The organism is Citrobacter europaeus, from assembly GCA_020099315.1.
GTDB lineage: Bacteria > Pseudomonadota > Gammaproteobacteria > Enterobacterales > Enterobacteriaceae > Citrobacter > Citrobacter europaeus.
The window spans coordinates 4,675,231-4,694,113 of record CP083650.1 but is presented as its reverse complement, the minus strand read 5'-3'; the positions used below and the strand labels follow the sequence as shown (position 1 = coordinate 4,694,113).

Here is an 18,883-nt window from a genome sequence, read left to right as displayed (position 1 = left end):
TCGTTTAAGTTTACTCCTTTCTCGCCGTTACGATGATTATTTCAGAGTTATGCACCAGGCTTATTGGGGGCCGACCCCCATACATCTGGAGAATAACGATGATAAAACCGACGTTTTTACGCCGGGTAGCCATTGCTGCTCTGCTCTCAGGAAGTTGTTTTAGCGTTGCTGCCGCGCCGGCTGCGCCACCACCGGTATCCTACGGTGTTGAGGAAGATGTGTTCCATCCTGTGCGCGCGCAACAGGGGATGGTGGCCTCCGTGGATGCGCTGGCCACCCAGGTTGGGGTGGACATTCTGAAACAGGGGGGGAATGCCGTCGATGCCGCCGTGGCCGTTGGCTACGCGCTGGCGGTAACGCATCCTCAGGCGGGCAATCTGGGCGGTGGTGGTTTTATGCTGCTGCGTACCAAAGACGGTAACACCACCGCGATCGATTTTCGTGAAATGGCGCCTGCTGGCGCGACCCGTGACATGTTCCTCGATGAGCAGGGCAACGCCGATGCGAAAAAGTCGCTGACGTCGCATCTGGCATCCGGTACGCCGGGTACCGTGGCGGGTTTCTCGCTGGCGCTGGAGAAATACGGCACGATGCCGCTGAACAAAGTGGTGCGCCCGGCAATGAAGCTGGCGGAAGATGGCTTTGTGGTTAACGATGCGCTGGCCGACGATCTGAAAACCTATGGCAGCGAAGTGCTCCCTAATCACGAGAACAGCAAAGCCATTTTCTGGAAAGACGGCGAGCCGCTGAAAAAGGGCGACAAGCTGGTGCAAAAGAATCTGGCGAAAAGCCTCGAGATGATTGCCGAGAACGGTCCGGACGCGTTTTATAAAGGGGCTATTGCCGATCAGATTGCCGGGGAAATGCAGAAGAACGGCGGGCTGATGACCAAAGAGGATTTAGCCAGCTATAAAGCCGTGGAGCGTACGCCGATTAGCGGTGACTATCGCGGGTATCAGGTCTTCTCCATGCCGCCGCCGTCCTCTGGCGGTATTCACATCGTGCAGATCCTCAATATTCTCGAAAACTTCGACATGAAGAAGTACGGGTTTGGCAGCGCCGACGCCATGCAGGTCATGGCTGAAGCGGAGAAATATGCTTACGCCGACCGTTCAGAGTATCTGGGCGACCCGGATTTTGTGAAAGTGCCGTGGCAGGCACTGACCAACAAAGCCTATGCTAAAACGCTTGCGGATCAAATTGATATCAACAAGGCTAAGCCTTCCAGCCAGATCAAACCAGGCAAGCTCGCCCCGTATGAAAGCAACCAGACCACTCACTTCTCGGTGGTGGATAAAGACGGCAATGCCGTGGCGGTGACCTATACCCTGAATACCACCTTCGGGACCGGCATCGTGGCGGGTAACACCGGTATCCTGCTCAATAATGAAATGGATGATTTCTCCGCTAAGCCGGGCGTGCCAAACGTTTATGGACTGGTGGGCGGCGATGCTAACGCGGTTGGGCCGAAAAAGCGCCCGCTGTCGTCGATGTCACCGACTATCGTGGTAAAAGACGGGAAAACCTGGCTGGTTACCGGCAGCCCTGGCGGGAGTCGAATTATCACAACCGTGCTGCAAATGGTAGTCAACAGCATTGATTTCGGGATGAACGTCGCCGAAGCGACCAACGCGCCGCGCTTCCATCATCAGTGGTTACCGGATGAACTGCGCATCGAGAAGGGCTTCAGCCCGGATACAATCAAGTTGCTGGAGCAAAAAGGACAGAAAGTCGCGCTGAAAGAGGCGATGGGCAGCACGCAGAGCATTATGGTTGGACCGGATGGCGCACTGTATGGCGCGTCTGACCCGCGTTCCGTGGATGATTTAACGGCGGGATACTAAGAATAATGGCCTACAGCGTTCTAAGTGGTGTAGGCCTGACTGGTTGGTTATGGCGCATATCCCTGCAGTGACTCAGACCAGCGGAATATTTGGCTGCTTTTATCCTGCAGGTTAACGCGTTCTAAATCATAAAATCCGTGCGTCTTTGCCGAGCGCATTTTGAGAATGTACTTGCTTTCGCTGATGTCGTGCTGCCTTGTGCCGTCTTTATTCCAGTCTCCGGCGATGTCCGTATATTGATAAACAAGGTCGGAATACACGTTGATTATCCTGTTGTCTTTGATCGTATAGAGCTCCAGCACTTCGTAAAATGCGCCGCCGCCGGAATACGCATCAGAGTATCCACCACGCACCCCGAACGCCAGGGTATCGGGGGCGATCCGGTACGGTGCCAGATCCAGTTTTGTATAATAAGCCAGCGGTCTGACGGACTCATCATCGCTCTCTTTTTCGGCGGCTTTATTCCACTCCGAGAGTTGGTTTAACGGTTTTTCCGAACGTGCAATCGGCGTTAGCCGTTGGTTCTGCCAGGAAAAAACGCCGAGATATAATTTATTAGCGCGCCCGTTGCTGTAGTTTTCAGGACAGGTGTTATCCGCGTATTTCTTTGCCTGCCCGGCATCCGCCTGATTGTCAGCGAAACAAGCGACGCCAATATATTTGCCGTCTTTGCCCCAGGCTTTGGCACCCGTGAGGATCAGGTTGTCAGGATCCTCATTCGGCGCAACCCAGGCAATCCACTGGTCCTCGGATAATCCCTGCGGAAGCTCGCCAAATCCTTTCGCGGGTGTTGCTCCCGCCATTTGCTCAGCGAAAATCTGTTTGCCTTCCGGGTGTTGAATGGCGCTGGGTACGGAATCGAGATTTTGTACGGTAGTGGCAAAAGCAGGGGAGAGCGTTGCCAGCAACACCAGGGGAAGGTACTTTTTCACTATTGCGTCCTTTCAATAAGCAGGGCGATACGACTCGCCCTTAAATTTATTTCACGCGTGCCATAAAGTAGGCATCAACATACTCACCGTTGCGCAGGCCGTATTTCTTACCGGTGCCTTCGATTTCAAAGCCGTATTTCTTATACACCGCCACGGCAGGCTCATTATCAACAAATACCGTTAGCTCAATACGCTCGACGCGCAGCCAGTTGTCGCACATGTCGATCATCGTGCGGATCAGCGCGCTGGCAACGCCGCGATTGTGCCACCGGGCATCCACGCAGATACCAAAATCGGCCACGTGGCTGCGGCGTGGGCGCTGCGCAACCTCAATACAGAGATGCCCCACGACGATATCGTCAATGCAGGCAACCAGTTGTTTAACCCCGGCTTGCTCGGTTAGCCGCGCCTGCCACATCTCGAGGGAAGGATGAGGAACCTGTAGCGTGTTGTGGTACACCTCCGGCTGAGCGTGGATCTGACGAATTGCGTCGTAATCTTTTGGTTCAGCGTGGCGTATCACTATTTCACTCATTCCTTATCTCCTGCAGGGTTAATTGTGTATTTACACTCGCTGAGAAAGAAAATCCCGTCAACTGCATTTTTTTGCAAAAAGAAGTAGACAAGTGCGAATGAGAATGATTATTATTGCTCTGCGTTCAGGGGAACCCCTACGGAGAACCTGAAAGCACGACATTGCTCACATTGCTTCCAGTATTACTTTAGCCAGCCTTGCGCTGGCTTTTTTTTTGGTTTTGTTTCTGCCTGGCTTACTTGTCATTTTGTCCCCGGGATGATGCCGGATGGCGCTTGCGCTTATCCGGCCTACAGCTGAGACCTGGGTTTTGTAGGCCGGATAAGGCTCCGCCGCCATCCGGCAAAGAATCCAACATTCAGTCTCCAGCCGCTTTGCGCTATGGTGTAGACAATCACTTTCAAAAGGATCGTCTCATGACCTTACACTGCGCATTTATTGGTTTTGGTAAAAGCACCACTCGCTACCATTTGCCGTACGTCCTCAATCGCAAAAATAGCTGGCACGTTGCGCACATTTTCCGCCGCAACGCCAAGCCGGAAGAGCAGGCGCCGCAGTATTCCCATATTCACTTCACCAGTGACCTCGACGAGATCTTAAACGATCCGCAGGTGAAGCTGGTGATCGTCTGTACCCATGCTGACAGCCATTTTGAATACGCCAAACGCGCGCTGGAAGCGGGTAAAAATGTGCTGGTTGAGAAACCCTTCACCCCAACGCTTGCGCAAGCAAAAGAGTTGTTTGAGCTGGCGCAAAGCAAAGGACTGACCGTTACGCCGTATCAGAATCGTCGTTTTGACTCCTGTTTCCTCACCGCTAAAAAAGCGATTGAGAGCGGCAAGCTCGGCAAGATTGTTGAAGTTGAAAGCCATTTCGATTACTACCGTCCCGAAGCAGAGACCAAGCCGGGGCTGCCGCAGGACGGCGCGTTTTATGGTCTGGGCGTACACACCATGGATCAGATTATCTCGCTGTTCGGACGTCCCGATCATGTGGCCTATGACATCCGCAGCCTACGCAACAAAGCGAACCAGGACGATACCTTTGAAGCGCAGCTGTTTTACGGCGACCTGAAAGCCATTGTTAAAACCAGTCATCTGGTGAAAATCGACTATCCGAAGTTTATCGTCCATGGCACCAAAGGCTCGTTTGTGAAGTACGGCATCGACCAGCAGGAAACCAGCCTGAAGGCTAATATCATGCCAGGTGAGCCAGGTTTCGCTGCCGATGATTCCATTGGAATGCTGGAATATGTCAACGATGACGGCATCACGGTGAAAGAAGAGGTGAAGCCGGAAGTGGGAGACTACGGTCGCGTCTATGATGCGCTGTACCAGACGCTGACGGCCGGTACGCCTAATTACGTCAAGGAATCTGAAGTTCTTACCAACCTGGAAATCCTCGAACGCGCCTTTGAACAGGCAATGCCTGCCACGATAACCCTCGCCAAATAGCCTGCACAGACTCCTCTGGGCTTGTTCATATTTTTTGAACAGAGGAGTCAATTTTCACCCTCTATGATCCCAGACGGATTGAGTCCACACTTACTCCATCGAAAACATCTGGGGGTGAACACAATGATCTATTTACGCAAAGCTAATGACCGTGGCCACGCTAATCATGGCTGGCTCGATTCCTGGCATACCTTCTCTTTTGCCAACTACTATGACCCGAACTTTATGGGGTTCTCGGCACTGCGCGTGATTAACGATGATGTAATCGACGCAGGCCAGGGCTTTGGCACTCACCCCCATAAAGACATGGAAATCCTGACCTATGTGCTGGAAGGTGCAGTGGAGCATCAGGACAGCATGGGCAACAAAGAGCAGGTTCCGGCCGGTGAGTTTCAGATTATGAGCGCCGGGACGGGGATCCGTCATTCGGAGTATAACCCGAGCAATACTGAGAAACTGCATCTGTATCAGATCTGGATCATGCCGCAGGAAAACGGTATTAAGCCGCGCTATGAACAGCGCCGTTTCGATGCCGCCCAGGGTAAACAACTGGTGCTGTCGCCGGATGCCCGTGATGGTTCGCTGAAAGTTTACCAGGATATGGAGTTGTACCGTTGGGCGCTGGTCAAAGATGAGCAGTCGGTGCATCAAATTGCCGCTGAACGCCGCGTCTGGATCCAGGTGGTAAAAGGCAATGTCACCATTAATGGCACCAAAGCGACCACCAGCGACGGTCTGGCCATCTGGGATGAACAGGCAATTTCGATTCATGCCGACAGCGACAGTGAAGTGTTACTGTTTGACCTGCCGCCAGTCTAAAAATACACGGCATCCTTCAAGCTACATCTGTGTTGGCTTTCCTCGCTCACCCCGGTCGCGTACTTAATGTACGCTCCCGGGGATTTACTGCGTCGCCGCCTTGATGCAACTCGAATGATTTTGTGTATTTCTCACAATAAAAAACTCCTTTTTTTCTCTGCGAAGGTTCACGCACGTCCGTGGTAAACTGGGGGAATCTATCCCTTTTTAACGCTTCAGGACGATGAAAAAGAAAAGACCCGTACTTCAGGATGTAGCCGACCGCGTGGGCGTGACCAAAATGACGGTCAGTCGCTTTTTGCGTAACCCGGAGCAGGTCTCCGTGGCGCTGCGGGGCAAAATTGCCGCTGCACTTGATGAGCTGGGTTATATTCCCAATCGCGCTCCTGATATCCTTTCTAACGCCACCAGCCGCGCGATCGGCGTGCTGTTACCCTCTCTTACTAACCAGGTTTTTGCTGAAGTGCTACGCGGCATTGAGGCCGTCACCGACGCCCATGGTTATCAAACTATGCTCGCGCACTACGGCTATAAGCCTGAGATGGAACAAGAGCGCCTGGAGTCGATGCTGTCGTGGAATATTGATGGCCTGATCCTCACCGAACGTAGCCATACGCCCCGTACGCTGAAAATGATTGAGGTTGCGGGTATCCCGGTGGTTGAACTGATGGACAGCCAGTCACCGTGTCTGGATATTGCCGTCGGCTTCGACAACTTCGAGGCCGCGCGCCAGATGACCGCCGCTATTATCGCGCGTGGGCACCGTCATGTTGCCTATCTTGGCGCACGTCTTGATGAACGTACTATCATCAAACAGAGAGGCTACGAGCAGGCAATGCGCGATGCTGACCTGGTGCCGTATAGCGTGATGGTGGAGCAGTCTTCTTCCTACTCATCCGGTATTGAACTCATTCGTCAGGCGCGACGTGAATACCCGCAGCTTGATGGCGTCTTCTGTACCAACGATGACCTGGCGGTAGGGGCGGCTTTCGAATGTCAGCGTTTAGGGCTGAAAATCCCTGATGATATGGCGATTGCCGGATTCCACGGTCACGACATTGGACAGGTGATGGAGCCGCGTCTGGCGAGCGTGCTCACGCCGCGTGAGCGAATGGGCAGCATTGGCGCAGAGCGCCTGCTGGCGCGCATTCGTGGTGAAGCAGTCACACCTAAAATGTTAGATTTAGGTTTCACCTTGTCACCGGGCGGATCTATTTAAGCCAACAACTTTGAAGTAGCTCACACTTATACACTTCGAGCACGAATGGATATTGCTTCTCTATTTATCCGGCTGGACAATGTTACCGATAACAGTTACCCGTAACAATTTCCTGATTCTTGTACCAGTGGGGGCAACGCTTTGAGCACGACTAATCATGATCACCACGTTTACGTTCTGATGGGCGTATCGGGCAGCGGTAAATCTGCTGTCGCCAGCGAAGTGGCGCATCAACTGCAGGCCGCGTTTCTTGATGGCGATTTTCTCCATCCGCGCAGCAACATCATGAAAATGGCTTCCGGTGAGCCACTTAACGATGACGACCGTAAACCGTGGTTACAGGCGCTGAATGACGCCGCCTTCGCGATGCAGCGGACCAATAAAGTTTCGCTGATCGTCTGTTCCGCCCTGAAAAAAGTCTACCGCGACCAGCTGCGCGACGGTAATCCAAACCTCTCTTTCATCTATCTGAAAGGGGATTTTGACGTTATCGAAAGCCGCCTGAAGGCGCGTAAAGGCCACTTCTTCAAAACGCAGATGCTGGTGACCCAGTTTGAAGCGCTGGAAGAACCGGGTGCCAATGAAAACGATGTACTGGTGGTCGATATCGATCAACCACTGGACGGTGTGGTCGCCAGCACCATTGAGGTTATTAACCAGGGCAGTAAGTAGTGAGTACATTAACGCTTGTTTTAACAGCAGTAGGGTCCGTTTTATTACTGCTGTTTTTAGTGATGAAGGCGCGTATGCACGCTTTCGTTGCTTTGATGGTGGTATCCATTGGTGCAGGTCTCTTTTCCGGTATGCCGCTCGATAAAATCGCTGCGACCATGGAAAAAGGGATGGGAGGCACGCTCGGTTTTCTGGCGATTGTTGTGGCGCTGGGGGCGATGTTCGGCAAGATTTTGCATGAGACGGGGGCGGTCGATCAGATTGCCGTCAAAATGCTGAAATCTTTCGGTCACAGCCGCGCGCATTACGCGATTGGCCTGGCCGGTCTGATTTGCGCGCTGCCGCTGTTCTTTGAGGTGGCAATTGTGCTGCTGATTAGCGTGGCGTTCTCAATGGCGCGCCACACCGGTACTAACCTTGTAAAGCTGGTCATTCCGCTGTTTGCGGGCGTGGCGGCTGCCGCAGCATTCCTGCTGCCAGGGCCTGCGCCAATGCTGCTGGCCTCTCAGATGCACGCCGACTTTGGCTGGATGATCCTGATTGGTCTGTGCGCCGCGATTCCGGGCATGATTATCGCCGGGCCGCTGTGGGGTAACTTCATCAGCCGTTATGTTGAGCTGCACGTACCGGAAGACATTACCGAGCCGCATCTGGGTGAAGGCAAAATGCCATCCTTTGGCTTCAGTTTATCGCTTATCCTGCTGCCGCTGGTGCTGGTTGGCCTGAAAACTATCGCCGCACGCTTTGTGCCGGTCGGTTCTTCAACCTACGAATGGTTCGAGTTTATCGGTCACCCGTTTACCGCGATTCTGGTGGCGTGTCTGGTGGCGATTTACGGTCTGGCGATTCGCCAGGGCATGCCAAAAGACCGCGTGATGGAGATCTGCGGGCATGCGCTGCAGCCGGCGGGAATTATTCTGCTGGTGATTGGTGCGGGCGGTGTGTTCAAACAGGTACTGGTGGATTCCGGCGTGGGTCCGGCACTGGGTGAAGCATTAACCGGCATGGGCCTGCCGATTGCCATCACCTGCTTCGTGCTGGCGGCGGCGGTGCGTATCATTCAGGGTTCCGCGACCGTGGCCTGCTTAACGGCGGTCGGTCTGGTGATGCCGGTGATTGAGCAACTGAACTACTCCGGGGCCCAGATGGCAGCGCTGTCTATCTGTATCGCGGGTGGCTCTATCGTCGTCAGTCACGTTAACGACGCGGGCTTCTGGTTGTTCGGTAAATTTACCGGCGCGACCGAAGCGCAAACCCTGAAGACCTGGACGATGATGGAAACCATCCTCGGCACGGTCGGTGCGATTGTCGGTATGATTGCCTTCCAGCTGTTGAGCTGATGGTATTGCCCGGTGGCGCTTGCGCTTACCGGGCCTGGAATTGAGCACATATCCACACCGTAGGCCGGGTAAGCGCAAGCGCTACCCGGCTTTTTTACAGCACCATCACACCATCCTCGGTTTTCAACCAACGCGGCGCTTTTAGCGTATCGGCGAAATAGCCCACTAAATCCTGCAGTAAATCACCCGCCACGCGTTCCATCTCGTCAGACAGCGTTTTACTCATCAGTAAATGCGTCAAAAGTTGGCAGTAACGCCCCATCTGATCTGGTTCGGGTTCAAAGAGGGGAGAGCGGGTCGGTAAGGTTTCTACCGTCAGGCTGGCCTGTAGATGCTGCGGTACAGGTTCCGTTAAGGTTGGTTGCAGTAGTGCCAGACAGGCCGACAGGCGCGCACAAATCGCCAGTTTTTCAACAGGGTCATGACATTCAACAAGCCCTTCGACAAAACGCTCACAGTTATCCGCCAACTCGGTGAAGTCCGTGGCATGGCTAAAGGGCAGGGTAAATAAAGAGTGTGAAAAGAGAGGGGTCGTTGCCATAGGGCAGCCTCCGATGAGTGATTTTCATCCACCACTGGAGAGGCTAATCTCACTGGAGGTGGAGCCGAACAGGGTTAGCCTTACCGGCCTCATCGGATACCGGCGCGTCTTGCGACGCCCCCGCCCGGTCCACCATTGGAGTGTACCTAAGCGTGCGACACAAAAATACTTGCGTCACCGATGAAGGAGTTCAGAAGGCTAATTCTGGCACCTGATTTTGCAGGTGCAGCGAGAAGATAATGCTTATCCGTGATGCTGACAAGAGGGCATTCCGGAAGGCGCTTCGCAGAAATGAAAATACGCTTTTTCAGAGACTTAAATGATTGAGGTGTTTCTCATAAACACATTCACGGCGCTGATTGCCCGGTGGCGCTAGCGCTTACCGGGCCTACAAACGAGCAACATATCAACACCGTAGGCCGGGTAAGGCGAAGCCGCCACCCGGCGTAAAGTGAGTGCGTTACCCCTTCATCCACATCCGCACGCCGTCGAGGAACATCTGGGTTGCCATCATCACCAGAATCAATCCCATCAGGCGCTCCAGCGCGTTAACCCCTTTCTCCCCCAGCAGGCGTAAAAACAGCGAAGACTGCAGCAAAATCACGAATGTCCCGCCCCAGGCGATCAGCAGCGCAATCACCAGATGCCCCATCTGATTTGGGTACTGATGTGACAACAGCATTAATGACGCCAGGATTGTCGGACCGGCGACCAGCGGAATCGCCAGCGGTACGATAAACGGCTCTTCGCCTGCTGGAAGTCCGGTGCTATTCCCGGTGGCGCTGGGGAAAATCATCTTGATGGCGATCAGGAATAAAATAATGCCCCCGGAAATCGACACGGTCTCCGCGCGCAGGTTCAGAAATGCCAGAATTTTCTCGCCCGCAAACAGGAATATCAGCATCACCAACAGCGCAATGAACAGCTCGCGAATCATAATCGCGCGACGGCGTTTTGGTTCGGTATGTTTCAATACGGACATGAAAATGGGCAGATTTCCGAGCGGATCCATAATCAGGATCAATAAAACTGCCGCTGAAATGATTTCATTCATAACTCAAATTCCCTGATAATTACCGCGGACTTTCTGCTTGCTTGCGCAGCGGGATAAGTCGCATTACTGATGGCTTCGCTATCATTGATTAATTTCACTTGCGACTTTGGCTGCTTTTTGTATGGTGAAGGATAGGCCAGTAGGATACTGGTTAGCATACACAGCACACATCTCTGCAGGAAAAAACGCTATGAAAAATGTTGGTTTTATCGGCTGGCGCGGTATGGTCGGCTCTGTACTCATGCAACGCATGGTTGAGGAGCGTGACTTCGACGCCATTCGCCCTGTTTTCTTTTCTACTTCCCAGCTCGGGCAGGCGGCACCGACGTTCGGTGGAACCGCGACCGGCACGCTTCAGGACGCTTTTGATCTGGACGCGCTGAAGGCGCTCGATATCATCGTGACCTGTCAGGGCGGCGATTATACCAACGAAATCTATCCAAAGCTTCGTGAAAGCGGTTGGCAGGGTTACTGGATTGACGCGGCCTCTTCGCTGCGTATGAAAGACGATGCCATCATCATTCTCGATCCGGTTAACCAGGATGTCATTACTGACGGCCTGAATAAAGGAATTAAGACCTTTGTCGGCGGAAACTGTACCGTTAGCCTGATGCTGATGTCCCTTGGTGGCCTGTTTGCCAATGACCTGGTTGACTGGGTTTCCGTGGCGACCTATCAGGCGGCTTCCGGCGGCGGCGCGCGTCATATGCGCGAACTGTTGTCCCAGATGGGTCATCTGTATGGCCATGTGGCCGATGAACTGGCGACCCCTTCCTCTGCTATTCTCGATATCGAACGCAAAGTGACGGCCCTGTCCCGCAGCGGTGAACTGCCGGTTGATAACTTTGGCGTACCGCTGGCCGGTAGCCTGATTCCGTGGATCGACAAACAGCTTGATAACGGTCAGAGCCGTGAAGAGTGGAAGGGACAGGCCGAAACCAACAAAATTCTTGATACGTCTTCTGTGATCCCGGTCGATGGTCTGTGCGTGCGCGTCGGCGCGCTGCGCTGCCACAGCCAGGCGTTCACCATTAAACTGAAAAAAGATGTGTCTATTCCGACCGTGGAAGAACTGCTGGCGGCGCACAATCCGTGGGCCAAAGTCGTGCCAAACGATCGGGATATCACTATGCGTGAGTTAACCCCGGCGGCCGTTACCGGCACGCTGACCACGCCAGTAGGCCGTCTGCGTAAGCTGAATATGGGGCCAGAGTTCCTGTCAGCCTTTACCGTAGGCGACCAGTTGCTGTGGGGGGCTGCGGAGCCATTGCGCCGTATGCTGCGCCAATTGGCGTAATAGTTTGTTAACGATCAAGGGGTGAGGAATCACCCCTTTTTTTGCGTAATACAGGAGTAAGCGCAGATGTTTCATTTTTTACCAGGAGTAAGATAAAGCATTGGCTATTCTTTAAGGGTGACTTAGTACCGGAGGTATTAAGTTGTTGCCTGAAGGTGGGACGACGCAGAGAGGATGCACAATTGTGCTGCGCCGTTCAGGTCAAAAAAAGTGTCACTACCTGATGTCGAAAATCAGTTGGAAGGGGTGACACCATAAAACAGGATGACAACCATGTCCGTTCGTATCGATAGAGACGTGATTAATGCGCTAATTGCAGGCCATTTTGCGGATCCTTTTTCCGTACTCGGTATGCACCAAACTGATGCTGGACTTGAAGTCCGCGCCCTATTACCTGACGCCACCGAAGTGTGGGTGATCGAACCCAAAACCGGACGTAAAGTCGGCAAGCTGGATTGCCTCGACTCTCGCGGTTTTTTCTGTGCTGTACTTCCCCGCCGTAAAAATTTCTTTCGCTATCAGTTGGCCGTTGTCTGGCATGGACAACAGAATCTGATTGATGACCCTTATCGTTTTGGCCCGCTGATCCAGGATATGGATGCCTGGCTGTTATCTGAAGGTACGCACCTGCGACCTTACGAAACGCTGGGCGCGCATGCGGATACCATGGATGGCGTAACCGGTACACGCTTCTCCGTCTGGGCGCCTAACGCTCAACGTGTGTCAGTGGTTGGGCAGTTCAACTACTGGGATGGCCGTCGCCATCCGATGCGCCTGCGCAAAGAAAGCGGTATCTGGGAGCTGTTTATCCCCGGTGCGCAACAGGGTCAGCTGTATAAATACGAGATGATCGATGCGAACGGTAAGCTGCGAATCAAAGCGGATCCTTACGCCTTCGAAGCGCAAATGCGCCCGGAAACCGCGTCGCTTATCTGCGGCCTGCCGGAAAAAGTGGTGCAAAGCGAGGAGCGCAAAAAAGCCAACCAGTTTGATGCGCCGATCTCTATCTATGAAGTGCACCTGGGTTCATGGCGTCGTCATACCGATAACAACTTCTGGCTAAGCTACCGTGAGCTGGCGGATCAACTGGTGCCTTACGCCAAGTGGATGGGCTTTACTCATCTCGAACTGTTGCCGATTAACGAGCATCCGTTCGACGGTAGCTGGGGCTACCAGCCTACCGGCATGTATGCGCCGACCCGTCGCTTTGGGACGCGTGATGATTTCCGCTATTTTGTGAATGCCGCGCATCAGGCCGGACTGAACGTCATTCTCGACTGGGTGCCGGGCCATTTCCCGTCGGACGACTTTGGTCTGGCAGAGTTTGATGGCACCAACCTGTATGAGCACAGCGACCCGCGAGAAGGGTATCACCAGGACTGGAACACGCTGATCTACAACTATGGTCGCCGTGAAGTCAGCAACTACCTGGTGGGCAACGCCCTGTACTGGATTGAACGCTTTGGTATCGATGCGCTACGCGTGGATGCCGTGGCGTCGATGATTTATCGCGACTACAGCCGTAAAGAAGGGGAATGGGTCCCGAACGAATTTGGCGGTCGTGAAAACCTCGAAGCCATTGAGTTTTTACGCAATACCAACCGAATTCTTGGCGAGCAGGTGCCAGGTGCGGTGAGCATGGCGGAAGAGTCCACCGACTTTGCCGGCGTCTCAAGGCCGCAGGACATGGGCGGTTTAGGGTTCTGGTATAAGTGGAACCTCGGCTGGATGCACGACACGCTGGACTACATGAAGCTGGATCCGATTCATCGTCAGTACCATCACGACAAGCTGACCTTCGGCATGCTGTACAACTACACCGAAAACTTCGTCCTGCCGCTGTCGCACGATGAAGTGGTACACGGTAAAAAATCCATTCTCGACCGCATGCCGGGAGACGCATGGCAGAAGTTCGCCAACCTGCGCGCCTATTACGGCTGGATGTGGGCCTTCCCGGGCAAGAAACTGCTGTTTATGGGCAATGAGTTCGCTCAGGGGCGTGAGTGGAACCATGACGCCAGCCTCGACTGGCATCTGCTGGAGGGCGGTGATAACTGGCACCACGGCGTACAGCGTCTGGTACGCGATCTGAACCTTACCTATCGCCACCACAAAGCGCTGCACGAGCTCGACTTTGATGCCTATGGCTTTGAATGGCTGGTGGTGGATGACAAAGAACGTTCGGTGCTGGCTTTCGTTCGTCGTGACAAAGTTGGTAATGAAATCATCGTTATCAGCAACTTTACGCCAGTGCCTCGCCACGGCTATCGCTTCGGTATCAACCAGCCGGGCAAATGGCGCGAGATCCTCAATACCGACTCGACGCATTACCACGGCAGTAATACCGGCAACGGCGGCGCGGTGCACAGCGATGAAATCGCCAGTCATGGTCGTCAGAACTCACTGAGCCTCACGTTGCCGCCGCTGGCAACGGTCTGGCTGGTTCGGGAGGGGTAATGACGCAACTGGCAACCGGCAACGCCACCCCCCATGGTGCAACGTATGACGGCCATGGCGTCAATTTCACACTCTTCTCGGCCCACGCTGAACGCGTTGAATTATGCGTATTCGATGAGCAAGGCTGCGAACTCCGCTATGACCTGCCGGGGCGTAGCGGCGATGTCTGGCACGGCTATCTGGCCAACGCCCGTCCAGGTCTGCGCTATGGTTATCGTGTACATGGTCCATGGCAGCCGCAGCAGGGCCACCGGTTTAATCCGGCGAAGCTGCTGCTTGACCCTTGCGCGCGTCGGGTGGATGGCGAGTTAAAAGATAACCCGCTGCTGCACGGCGGGTTAAATGAACCGGATAATCATGATAACGCCGCCATTGCGCTGAAGGGCGTTGTGGTGTCCGACCGTTATGACTGGGAGGATGACGCCCCGCCGCGCACGCCGTGGGGCAATACCGTGATTTACGAAGCGCATGTTAAAGGGCTGACGTATTTGCATCCTGACCTGCCGGAAGAGATTCGCGGAACCTACAAGGCGCTGGGCCACCCGGTGATGATCGACTATTTCAAGCGCCTCGGCATTACCGCCCTGGAGCTGCTTCCGGTGGCGCATTTTGCCAGCGAACCGCGGCTTCAGCGGCTGGGCCTGTCGAACTACTGGGGCTACAACCCGGTGGCGATGTTCGCGTTGCATCCGGCTTATGCCTGCTCACCGGAGAGTGCGCTTGATGAGTTTCGCGATGCGGTAAAAGCGCTGCACAAAGCGGGGATTGAGGTCATTCTCGACATCGTTTTGAACCACAGCGCCGAGCTTGATCTCGAAGGGCCCGTCTTCTCGCTGCGCGGAATTGATAACCGTAGCTATTATTGGATCAGGGACGATGGTGATTACTACAACTGGACCGGTTGTGGGAACACCCTCAACCTGAGCCATCCAGGCGTTGTGGAATACGCATGCGAATGCCTGCGCTACTGGGTTGAAACCTGTCATGTGGATGGTTTTCGTTTTGATTTGGCTTCCGTCATGGGGCGTACACCTACGTTTCGTCAGGATGCGCCGCTGTTTACCGCGATCCAAAACTGTCCGCTGCTCTCACGCGTTAAGCTGATTGCGGAACCGTGGGATATTGGTGAAGGCGGGTATCAGGTGGGGAATTTCCCCCCGCCGTTTGCCGAGTGGAATGATCATTTCCGTGATGCGACGCGACGCTTCTGGCTCCAACGTAACCTCTCGTTGGGCGAGTTTGCCGGCCGTTTTGCCGCATCCAGCGACGTGTTTAAACGCCAGGGCCGCAAACCCAGCGCTACGGTCAATCTGGTGACCGCGCACGACGGTTTTACGCTACGCGACTGTGTTTGCTTCACAAATAAGCACAATGAAGCGAATGGTGAGGAAAATCGCGACGGCACTAGCAATAACTACAGCGACAATCATGGTAAAGAAGGATTAGGCGGCACGCTGGACCTGATTGAGCGGCGGCGTGACAGCATTCATGCGCTGTTAACCACGCTGTTGCTCTCACAGGGGACGCCGATGTTGCTGGCGGGCGATGAGCATGGTCATAGCCAGCACGGCAACAATAACGCTTACTGCCAGGATAACGCCTTAACCTGGCTGGACTGGCAGCAGGCAAACAGTGGGCTAACCACATTTACCGCCGCGCTGATTCATCTGCGCCGACAAATACCTGCATTAACAGGTGATTGCTGGTGGGAAGAGGGCGACGGCAATGTGCATTGGCTGAATAAGTACGCACAACCCTTAAGTGCGGATGAGTGGCAAAACGGCCCGAGGCAGATGCAAATTCTGCTTTCAGACCGTTTCCTGATTGCAATAAACGCCACGCTTGAGGTGACAGATATCGTTTTACCTGAAGGGGAATGGCACGCCATTCCCCCATTTGCCGGAGAGGATAATCCGGTGCTTACGGCTGTCTGGCAGGGACCTGCGCACGGACTGTGTGTGTTCCAGAGAAGATAAAAAGGAGTTAGTCATGGTGAGTTTAGAGAAGAACGATCGTGTAATGTTGGCGCGCCAGCTGCCATTAAAATCTGTTGCCCTGATCCTGGCCGGTGGCCGCGGCACCCGCCTGAAAGATTTAACCAACAAACGTGCCAAACCCGCCGTGCACTTTGGCGGAAAGTTCCGCATTATCGATTTTGCTTTATCCAACTGTATTAACTCCGGGATCCGTCGCATTGGCGTGATCACCCAGTACCAGTCCCACACGCTGGTGCAGCACATTCAGCGCGGCTGGTCATTCTTTAGCGAAGAGATGAATGAGTTTGTCGATTTGCTGCCTGCCCAGCAGAGAATGCAGGGTGAAAACTGGTATCGCGGCACGGCGGATGCGGTGACCCAAAACCTGGACATCATTCGACGCTATAAAGCGGAATATGTGGTGATCCTCGCGGGCGATCATATCTACAAGCAGGACTACTCACGCATGCTGATCGACCACGTCGAGAAAGGCGCGCGTTGCACCGTGGCCTGTATGCCAGTGCCTATTGAAGAGGCCAGCGCGTTTGGCGTGATGGACGTGGACGACACTGATAAAATTATCGAGTTCGTTGAAAAACCTGCCAACCCGCCAGCTATGCCAGGCGATCCGACCAAATCCCTTGCCAGTATGGGGATCTACATTTTTAACGCCGACTACCTGTATGAATTGCTGGCGGAAGATGACCTCGATGAAAACTCCAGTCACGATTTCGGCAAAGACATTATCCCGAAAATCACTGAAGCTGGCATGGCGTATGCACATCCATTCCCGCTGTCCTGCGTGCAGTCTGACCCGGAATCCGAGCCGTACTGGCGCGATGTGGGAACGCTGGAAGCCTACTGGAAAGCGAACCTCGATCTGGCTTCGGTGACCCCTGAACTGGATATGTACGACCAGGACTGGCCAATCCGTACGCATATGGAGTCTCTGCCACCGGCGAAATTTGTGCAGGACCGTTCCGGTAGCCACGGTATGACGCTGAACTCGCTGGTTTCCGGCGGCTGTATTATTTCTGGTTCGGTGGTGGTGCAGTCCGTTTTGTTCCCGCGAGTGCGGGTGAATTCATTCTGTAACATTGATTCGGCAGTGTTGTTACCTGAAGTGTGGGTGGGACGTTCGTGCCGCTTACGTCGTTGCATTATCGACCGTGCCTGCGTTATTCCTGAAGGCATGATCATTGGTGAAAACGCGGAAGAAGATGCACGTCGTTTCTACCGTTCAGAGGAAGGTATTGTGCTGGTCACGCGTGAAATGCTGCGCAAACTGCAGATCAAACAGGAGCGATAATGCAGGTTTTACACGTTTGTTCAGAGATGTTCCCCCTGTTAAAAACCGGGGGACTGGCGGATGTTATTGGGGCGTTACCCGCAGCGCAAATAGCGGACGGCGTGGATGCCCGCGTGTTGCTCCCGGCGTTTCCTGATATTCGTCGCGGCATTCCCGATGCGCAGGTCGTGACGCGTCGGGATACCTTCGCCGGACGTATCACGCTGCTTTTCGGGCATTTCAACGGCGTGGGTATTTACCTGATTGACGCGCCGCATCTCTATGACCGTCCCGGTAGCCCGTATCACGACACTAACCTGTTTGCCTATACGGATAACGTACTGCGTTTTGCGCTGCTGGGTTGGGTCGGCTGTGAAATGGCCTGCGGCTTTGACCCATTCTGGCGCCCGGATGTGGTGCATGCGCACGACTGGCATGCCGGACTGGCCCCGGCGTATCTGGCGGCGCGCGGCCATCCGGCGAAATCGGTGTTTACCGTACACAACCTGGCGTATCAAGGCATGTTTTATGCAAAGCATATGGATGACATCCAATTGCCATGGTCGTTCTTTAATGTGCACGGACTGGAGTTTAACGGACAGATTTCGTTCCTGAAGGCCGGATTGTACTACGCCGACCACATTACGGCAGTCAGCCCGACCTACGCGCGGGAAATTACCGAGCCGCAATTCGCCTACGGCATGGAAGGTCTGTTGCAGCAACGTCATCGTGAAGGACGTCTTTCCGGCGTGCTGAACGGCGTTGATGAAAAAATCTGGAGCCCGGAAACCGATCTGCTGTTGGCATCGCGATATACGCGCGACACGCTGGAGGAGAAGGCGGAGAACAAACGTCAGCTACAGATAGCGATGGGACTTAAGGTTAACGATAAAGTGCCGCTGTTTGCTGTCGTCAGCCGCCTGACCAGTCAGAAAGGGCTGGATCTGGTGCTGGAAGCGCTGCCGGGGTTGTTAGAGCAGGGTGGGCAACTGGCATTGCTTGGCGCGGGCGATCCGGTTTTACAGGAAGGTTTCCTCGCCGCGGCGGCGGAACATCCAGGGCAAGTGGGCGTGCAGATTGGCTATCACGAAGCCTTCTCGCACCGCATTATGGGGGGGGCCGATGTCATATTGGTTCCCAGCCGTTTCGAGCCGTGTGGCTTAACGCAGTTGTATGGACTGAAGTACGGTACGCTGCCGCTGGTGCGGCGCACCGGTGGGCTGGCTGATACGGTCTCTGACAGTTCGCTGGAAAACCTGGCGGACGGTATCGCCAGTGGGTTTGTATTTGAAGATAGTAATGCCTGGTCGCTGCTACGTGCGATCCGGCGTGCTTTCGTATTGTGGTCCCGGCCTTCGCTGTGGCGGTTTGTACAACGTCAGGCCATGACCATGGATTTTAGCTGGCAAGTCGCGGCGAAGTCATACCGTGAGCTTTACTATCGCTTGAAATAGA

15 protein-coding genes are annotated in these 18,883 nt (G+C 54.2%); 11 read left to right on the top strand and 4 right to left on the bottom strand.

Annotated elements, in window-relative coordinates; all coding sequences use genetic code 11:
• Positions 1-98 precede the first annotated feature (98 nt).
• Positions 99-1,844, top strand: a complete 1,746-nt coding sequence (ggt, locus tag LA337_22010) for a gamma-glutamyltransferase (GenBank protein UBI15796.1) — start codon at positions 99-101, stop codon at positions 1,842-1,844.
• 47 nt (positions 1,845-1,891) lie between these two features.
• On the opposite strand, the gene LA337_22005 is transcribed toward ggt, so the two are convergent.
• Positions 1,892-2,776, bottom strand: coding sequence for a hypothetical protein (locus tag LA337_22005; protein ID UBI15795.1), 885 nt, complete (start codon positions 2,774-2,776; stop codon positions 1,892-1,894).
• A 46-nt stretch (positions 2,777-2,822) separates the two neighbouring features.
• Positions 2,823-3,311, bottom strand: coding sequence for an N-acetyltransferase (yhhY, locus tag LA337_22000; protein UBI15794.1), 489 nt, complete (start codon positions 3,309-3,311; stop codon positions 2,823-2,825).
• 416 nt (positions 3,312-3,727) lie between these two features.
• Between yhhY and LA337_21995 the strand changes: the two genes are divergently transcribed.
• The 5 genes from LA337_21995 to gntU all read left to right on the top strand — a co-directional run bounded on the left by LA337_21995 (position 3,728) and on the right by gntU (position 8,815).
• Positions 3,728-4,765: an oxidoreductase gene (locus LA337_21995; protein ID UBI15793.1), complete on the top strand. Its 1,038-nt coding sequence runs from the start codon at positions 3,728-3,730 to the stop codon at positions 4,763-4,765.
• Between the two features lie 123 nt (positions 4,766-4,888).
• Positions 4,889-5,584 carry a quercetin 2,3-dioxygenase gene (gene yhhW / locus LA337_21990; GenBank protein ID UBI15792.1) on the top strand — a complete coding sequence of 232 codons (696 nt, stop codon included), beginning with the start codon at positions 4,889-4,891 and terminating at the stop codon, positions 5,582-5,584.
• Positions 5,585-5,807: 223 nt separating this feature from the next.
• Positions 5,808-6,803, top strand: a complete 996-nt coding sequence (gene gntR / locus LA337_21985) for a gluconate operon transcriptional repressor GntR (GenBank protein ID UBI15791.1) — start codon at positions 5,808-5,810, stop codon at positions 6,801-6,803.
• Between the two features lie 141 nt (positions 6,804-6,944).
• Complete coding sequence (gene gntK, locus LA337_21980; GenBank protein UBI15790.1) at positions 6,945-7,475, top strand: gluconokinase; 531 nt, start codon at positions 6,945-6,947, stop codon at positions 7,473-7,475.
• Positions 7,475-8,815 (top strand): gluconate transporter, encoded by a 1,341-nt coding sequence (gene gntU, locus LA337_21975; protein UBI15789.1) that lies wholly within the window; start codon positions 7,475-7,477, stop codon positions 8,813-8,815. Before gntK ends, gntU begins: the two co-directional genes overlap by 1 nt.
• A 94-nt stretch (positions 8,816-8,909) precedes the next feature.
• Here the strand turns inward: gntU and LA337_21970 are convergent, their stop codons facing one another.
• Both LA337_21970 and yhgN read right to left on the bottom strand, forming a co-directional pair.
• On the bottom strand, positions 8,910-9,356 hold the full coding sequence (locus tag LA337_21970) for a hypothetical protein (protein UBI15788.1): 447 nt from the start codon (positions 9,354-9,356) through the stop codon (positions 8,910-8,912).
• A gap of 460 nt (positions 9,357-9,816) precedes the next feature.
• Positions 9,817-10,410 carry an NAAT family transporter YhgN gene (gene yhgN, locus LA337_21965; protein ID UBI15787.1) on the bottom strand — a complete coding sequence of 198 codons (594 nt, stop codon included), beginning with the start codon at positions 10,408-10,410 and terminating at the stop codon, positions 9,817-9,819.
• 190 nt (positions 10,411-10,600) lie between these two features.
• Between yhgN and asd the strand changes: the two genes are divergently transcribed.
• The 5 genes from asd to glgA all read left to right on the top strand — a co-directional run bounded on the left by asd (position 10,601) and on the right by glgA (position 18,882).
• Positions 10,601-11,707 carry an aspartate-semialdehyde dehydrogenase gene (gene asd, locus LA337_21960; protein ID UBI15786.1) on the top strand — a complete coding sequence of 369 codons (1,107 nt, stop codon included), beginning with the start codon at positions 10,601-10,603 and terminating at the stop codon, positions 11,705-11,707.
• 273 nt (positions 11,708-11,980) lie between these two features.
• The gene (glgB, locus tag LA337_21955) at positions 11,981-14,164 is read left to right on the top strand and encodes a 1,4-alpha-glucan branching enzyme (GenBank protein UBI15785.1); all 2,184 of its coding nucleotides are present in this window, start codon (positions 11,981-11,983) and stop codon (positions 14,162-14,164) included.
• Entirely contained in the window at positions 14,164-16,140 is a 1,977-nt protein-coding gene (gene glgX / locus LA337_21950; protein ID UBI15784.1) for a glycogen debranching protein GlgX, read from the top strand. Before glgB ends, glgX begins: the two co-directional genes overlap by 1 nt.
• 13 nt (positions 16,141-16,153) lie before the next feature.
• Entirely contained in the window at positions 16,154-17,449 is a 1,296-nt protein-coding gene (gene glgC, locus LA337_21945) for a glucose-1-phosphate adenylyltransferase (GenBank protein ID UBI15783.1), read from the top strand.
• Complete coding sequence (glgA, locus tag LA337_21940) at positions 17,449-18,882, top strand: glycogen synthase GlgA (GenBank protein UBI15782.1); 1,434 nt, start codon at positions 17,449-17,451, stop codon at positions 18,880-18,882. Before glgC ends, glgA begins: the two co-directional genes overlap by 1 nt.
• Position 18,883: the final 1 nt, after the last annotated feature.

What these genes read in the sequence shown, in the direction of transcription:
- ggt (UBI15796.1), top strand. Translation starts at nt 99, where the DNA reads ATGATAAAACCGACGTTTTTACGCCGGGTAGCCATTGCTGCTCTGCTC.
- yhhY (UBI15794.1), bottom strand. Translation starts at nt 3,311, where the DNA reads ATGAGTGAAATAGTGATACGCCACGCTGAACCAAAAGATTACGACGCA.
- LA337_21995 (UBI15793.1), top strand. Translation starts at nt 3,728, where the DNA reads ATGACCTTACACTGCGCATTTATTGGTTTTGGTAAAAGCACCACTCGC.
- yhhW (UBI15792.1), top strand. Translation starts at nt 4,889, where the DNA reads ATGATCTATTTACGCAAAGCTAATGACCGTGGCCACGCTAATCATGGC.
- gntR (UBI15791.1), top strand. Translation starts at nt 5,808, where the DNA reads ATGAAAAAGAAAAGACCCGTACTTCAGGATGTAGCCGACCGCGTGGGC.
- LA337_21970 (UBI15788.1), bottom strand. Translation starts at nt 9,356, where the DNA reads ATGGCAACGACCCCTCTCTTTTCACACTCTTTATTTACCCTGCCCTTT.
- yhgN (UBI15787.1), bottom strand. Translation starts at nt 10,410, where the DNA reads ATGAATGAAATCATTTCAGCGGCAGTTTTATTGATCCTGATTATGGAT.
- asd (UBI15786.1), top strand. Translation starts at nt 10,601, where the DNA reads ATGAAAAATGTTGGTTTTATCGGCTGGCGCGGTATGGTCGGCTCTGTA.
- glgB (UBI15785.1), top strand. Translation starts at nt 11,981, where the DNA reads ATGTCCGTTCGTATCGATAGAGACGTGATTAATGCGCTAATTGCAGGC.
- glgX (UBI15784.1), top strand. Translation starts at nt 14,164, where the DNA reads ATGACGCAACTGGCAACCGGCAACGCCACCCCCCATGGTGCAACGTAT.
- glgC (UBI15783.1), top strand. Translation starts at nt 16,154, where the DNA reads ATGGTGAGTTTAGAGAAGAACGATCGTGTAATGTTGGCGCGCCAGCTG.
- glgA (UBI15782.1), top strand. Translation starts at nt 17,449, where the DNA reads ATGCAGGTTTTACACGTTTGTTCAGAGATGTTCCCCCTGTTAAAAACC.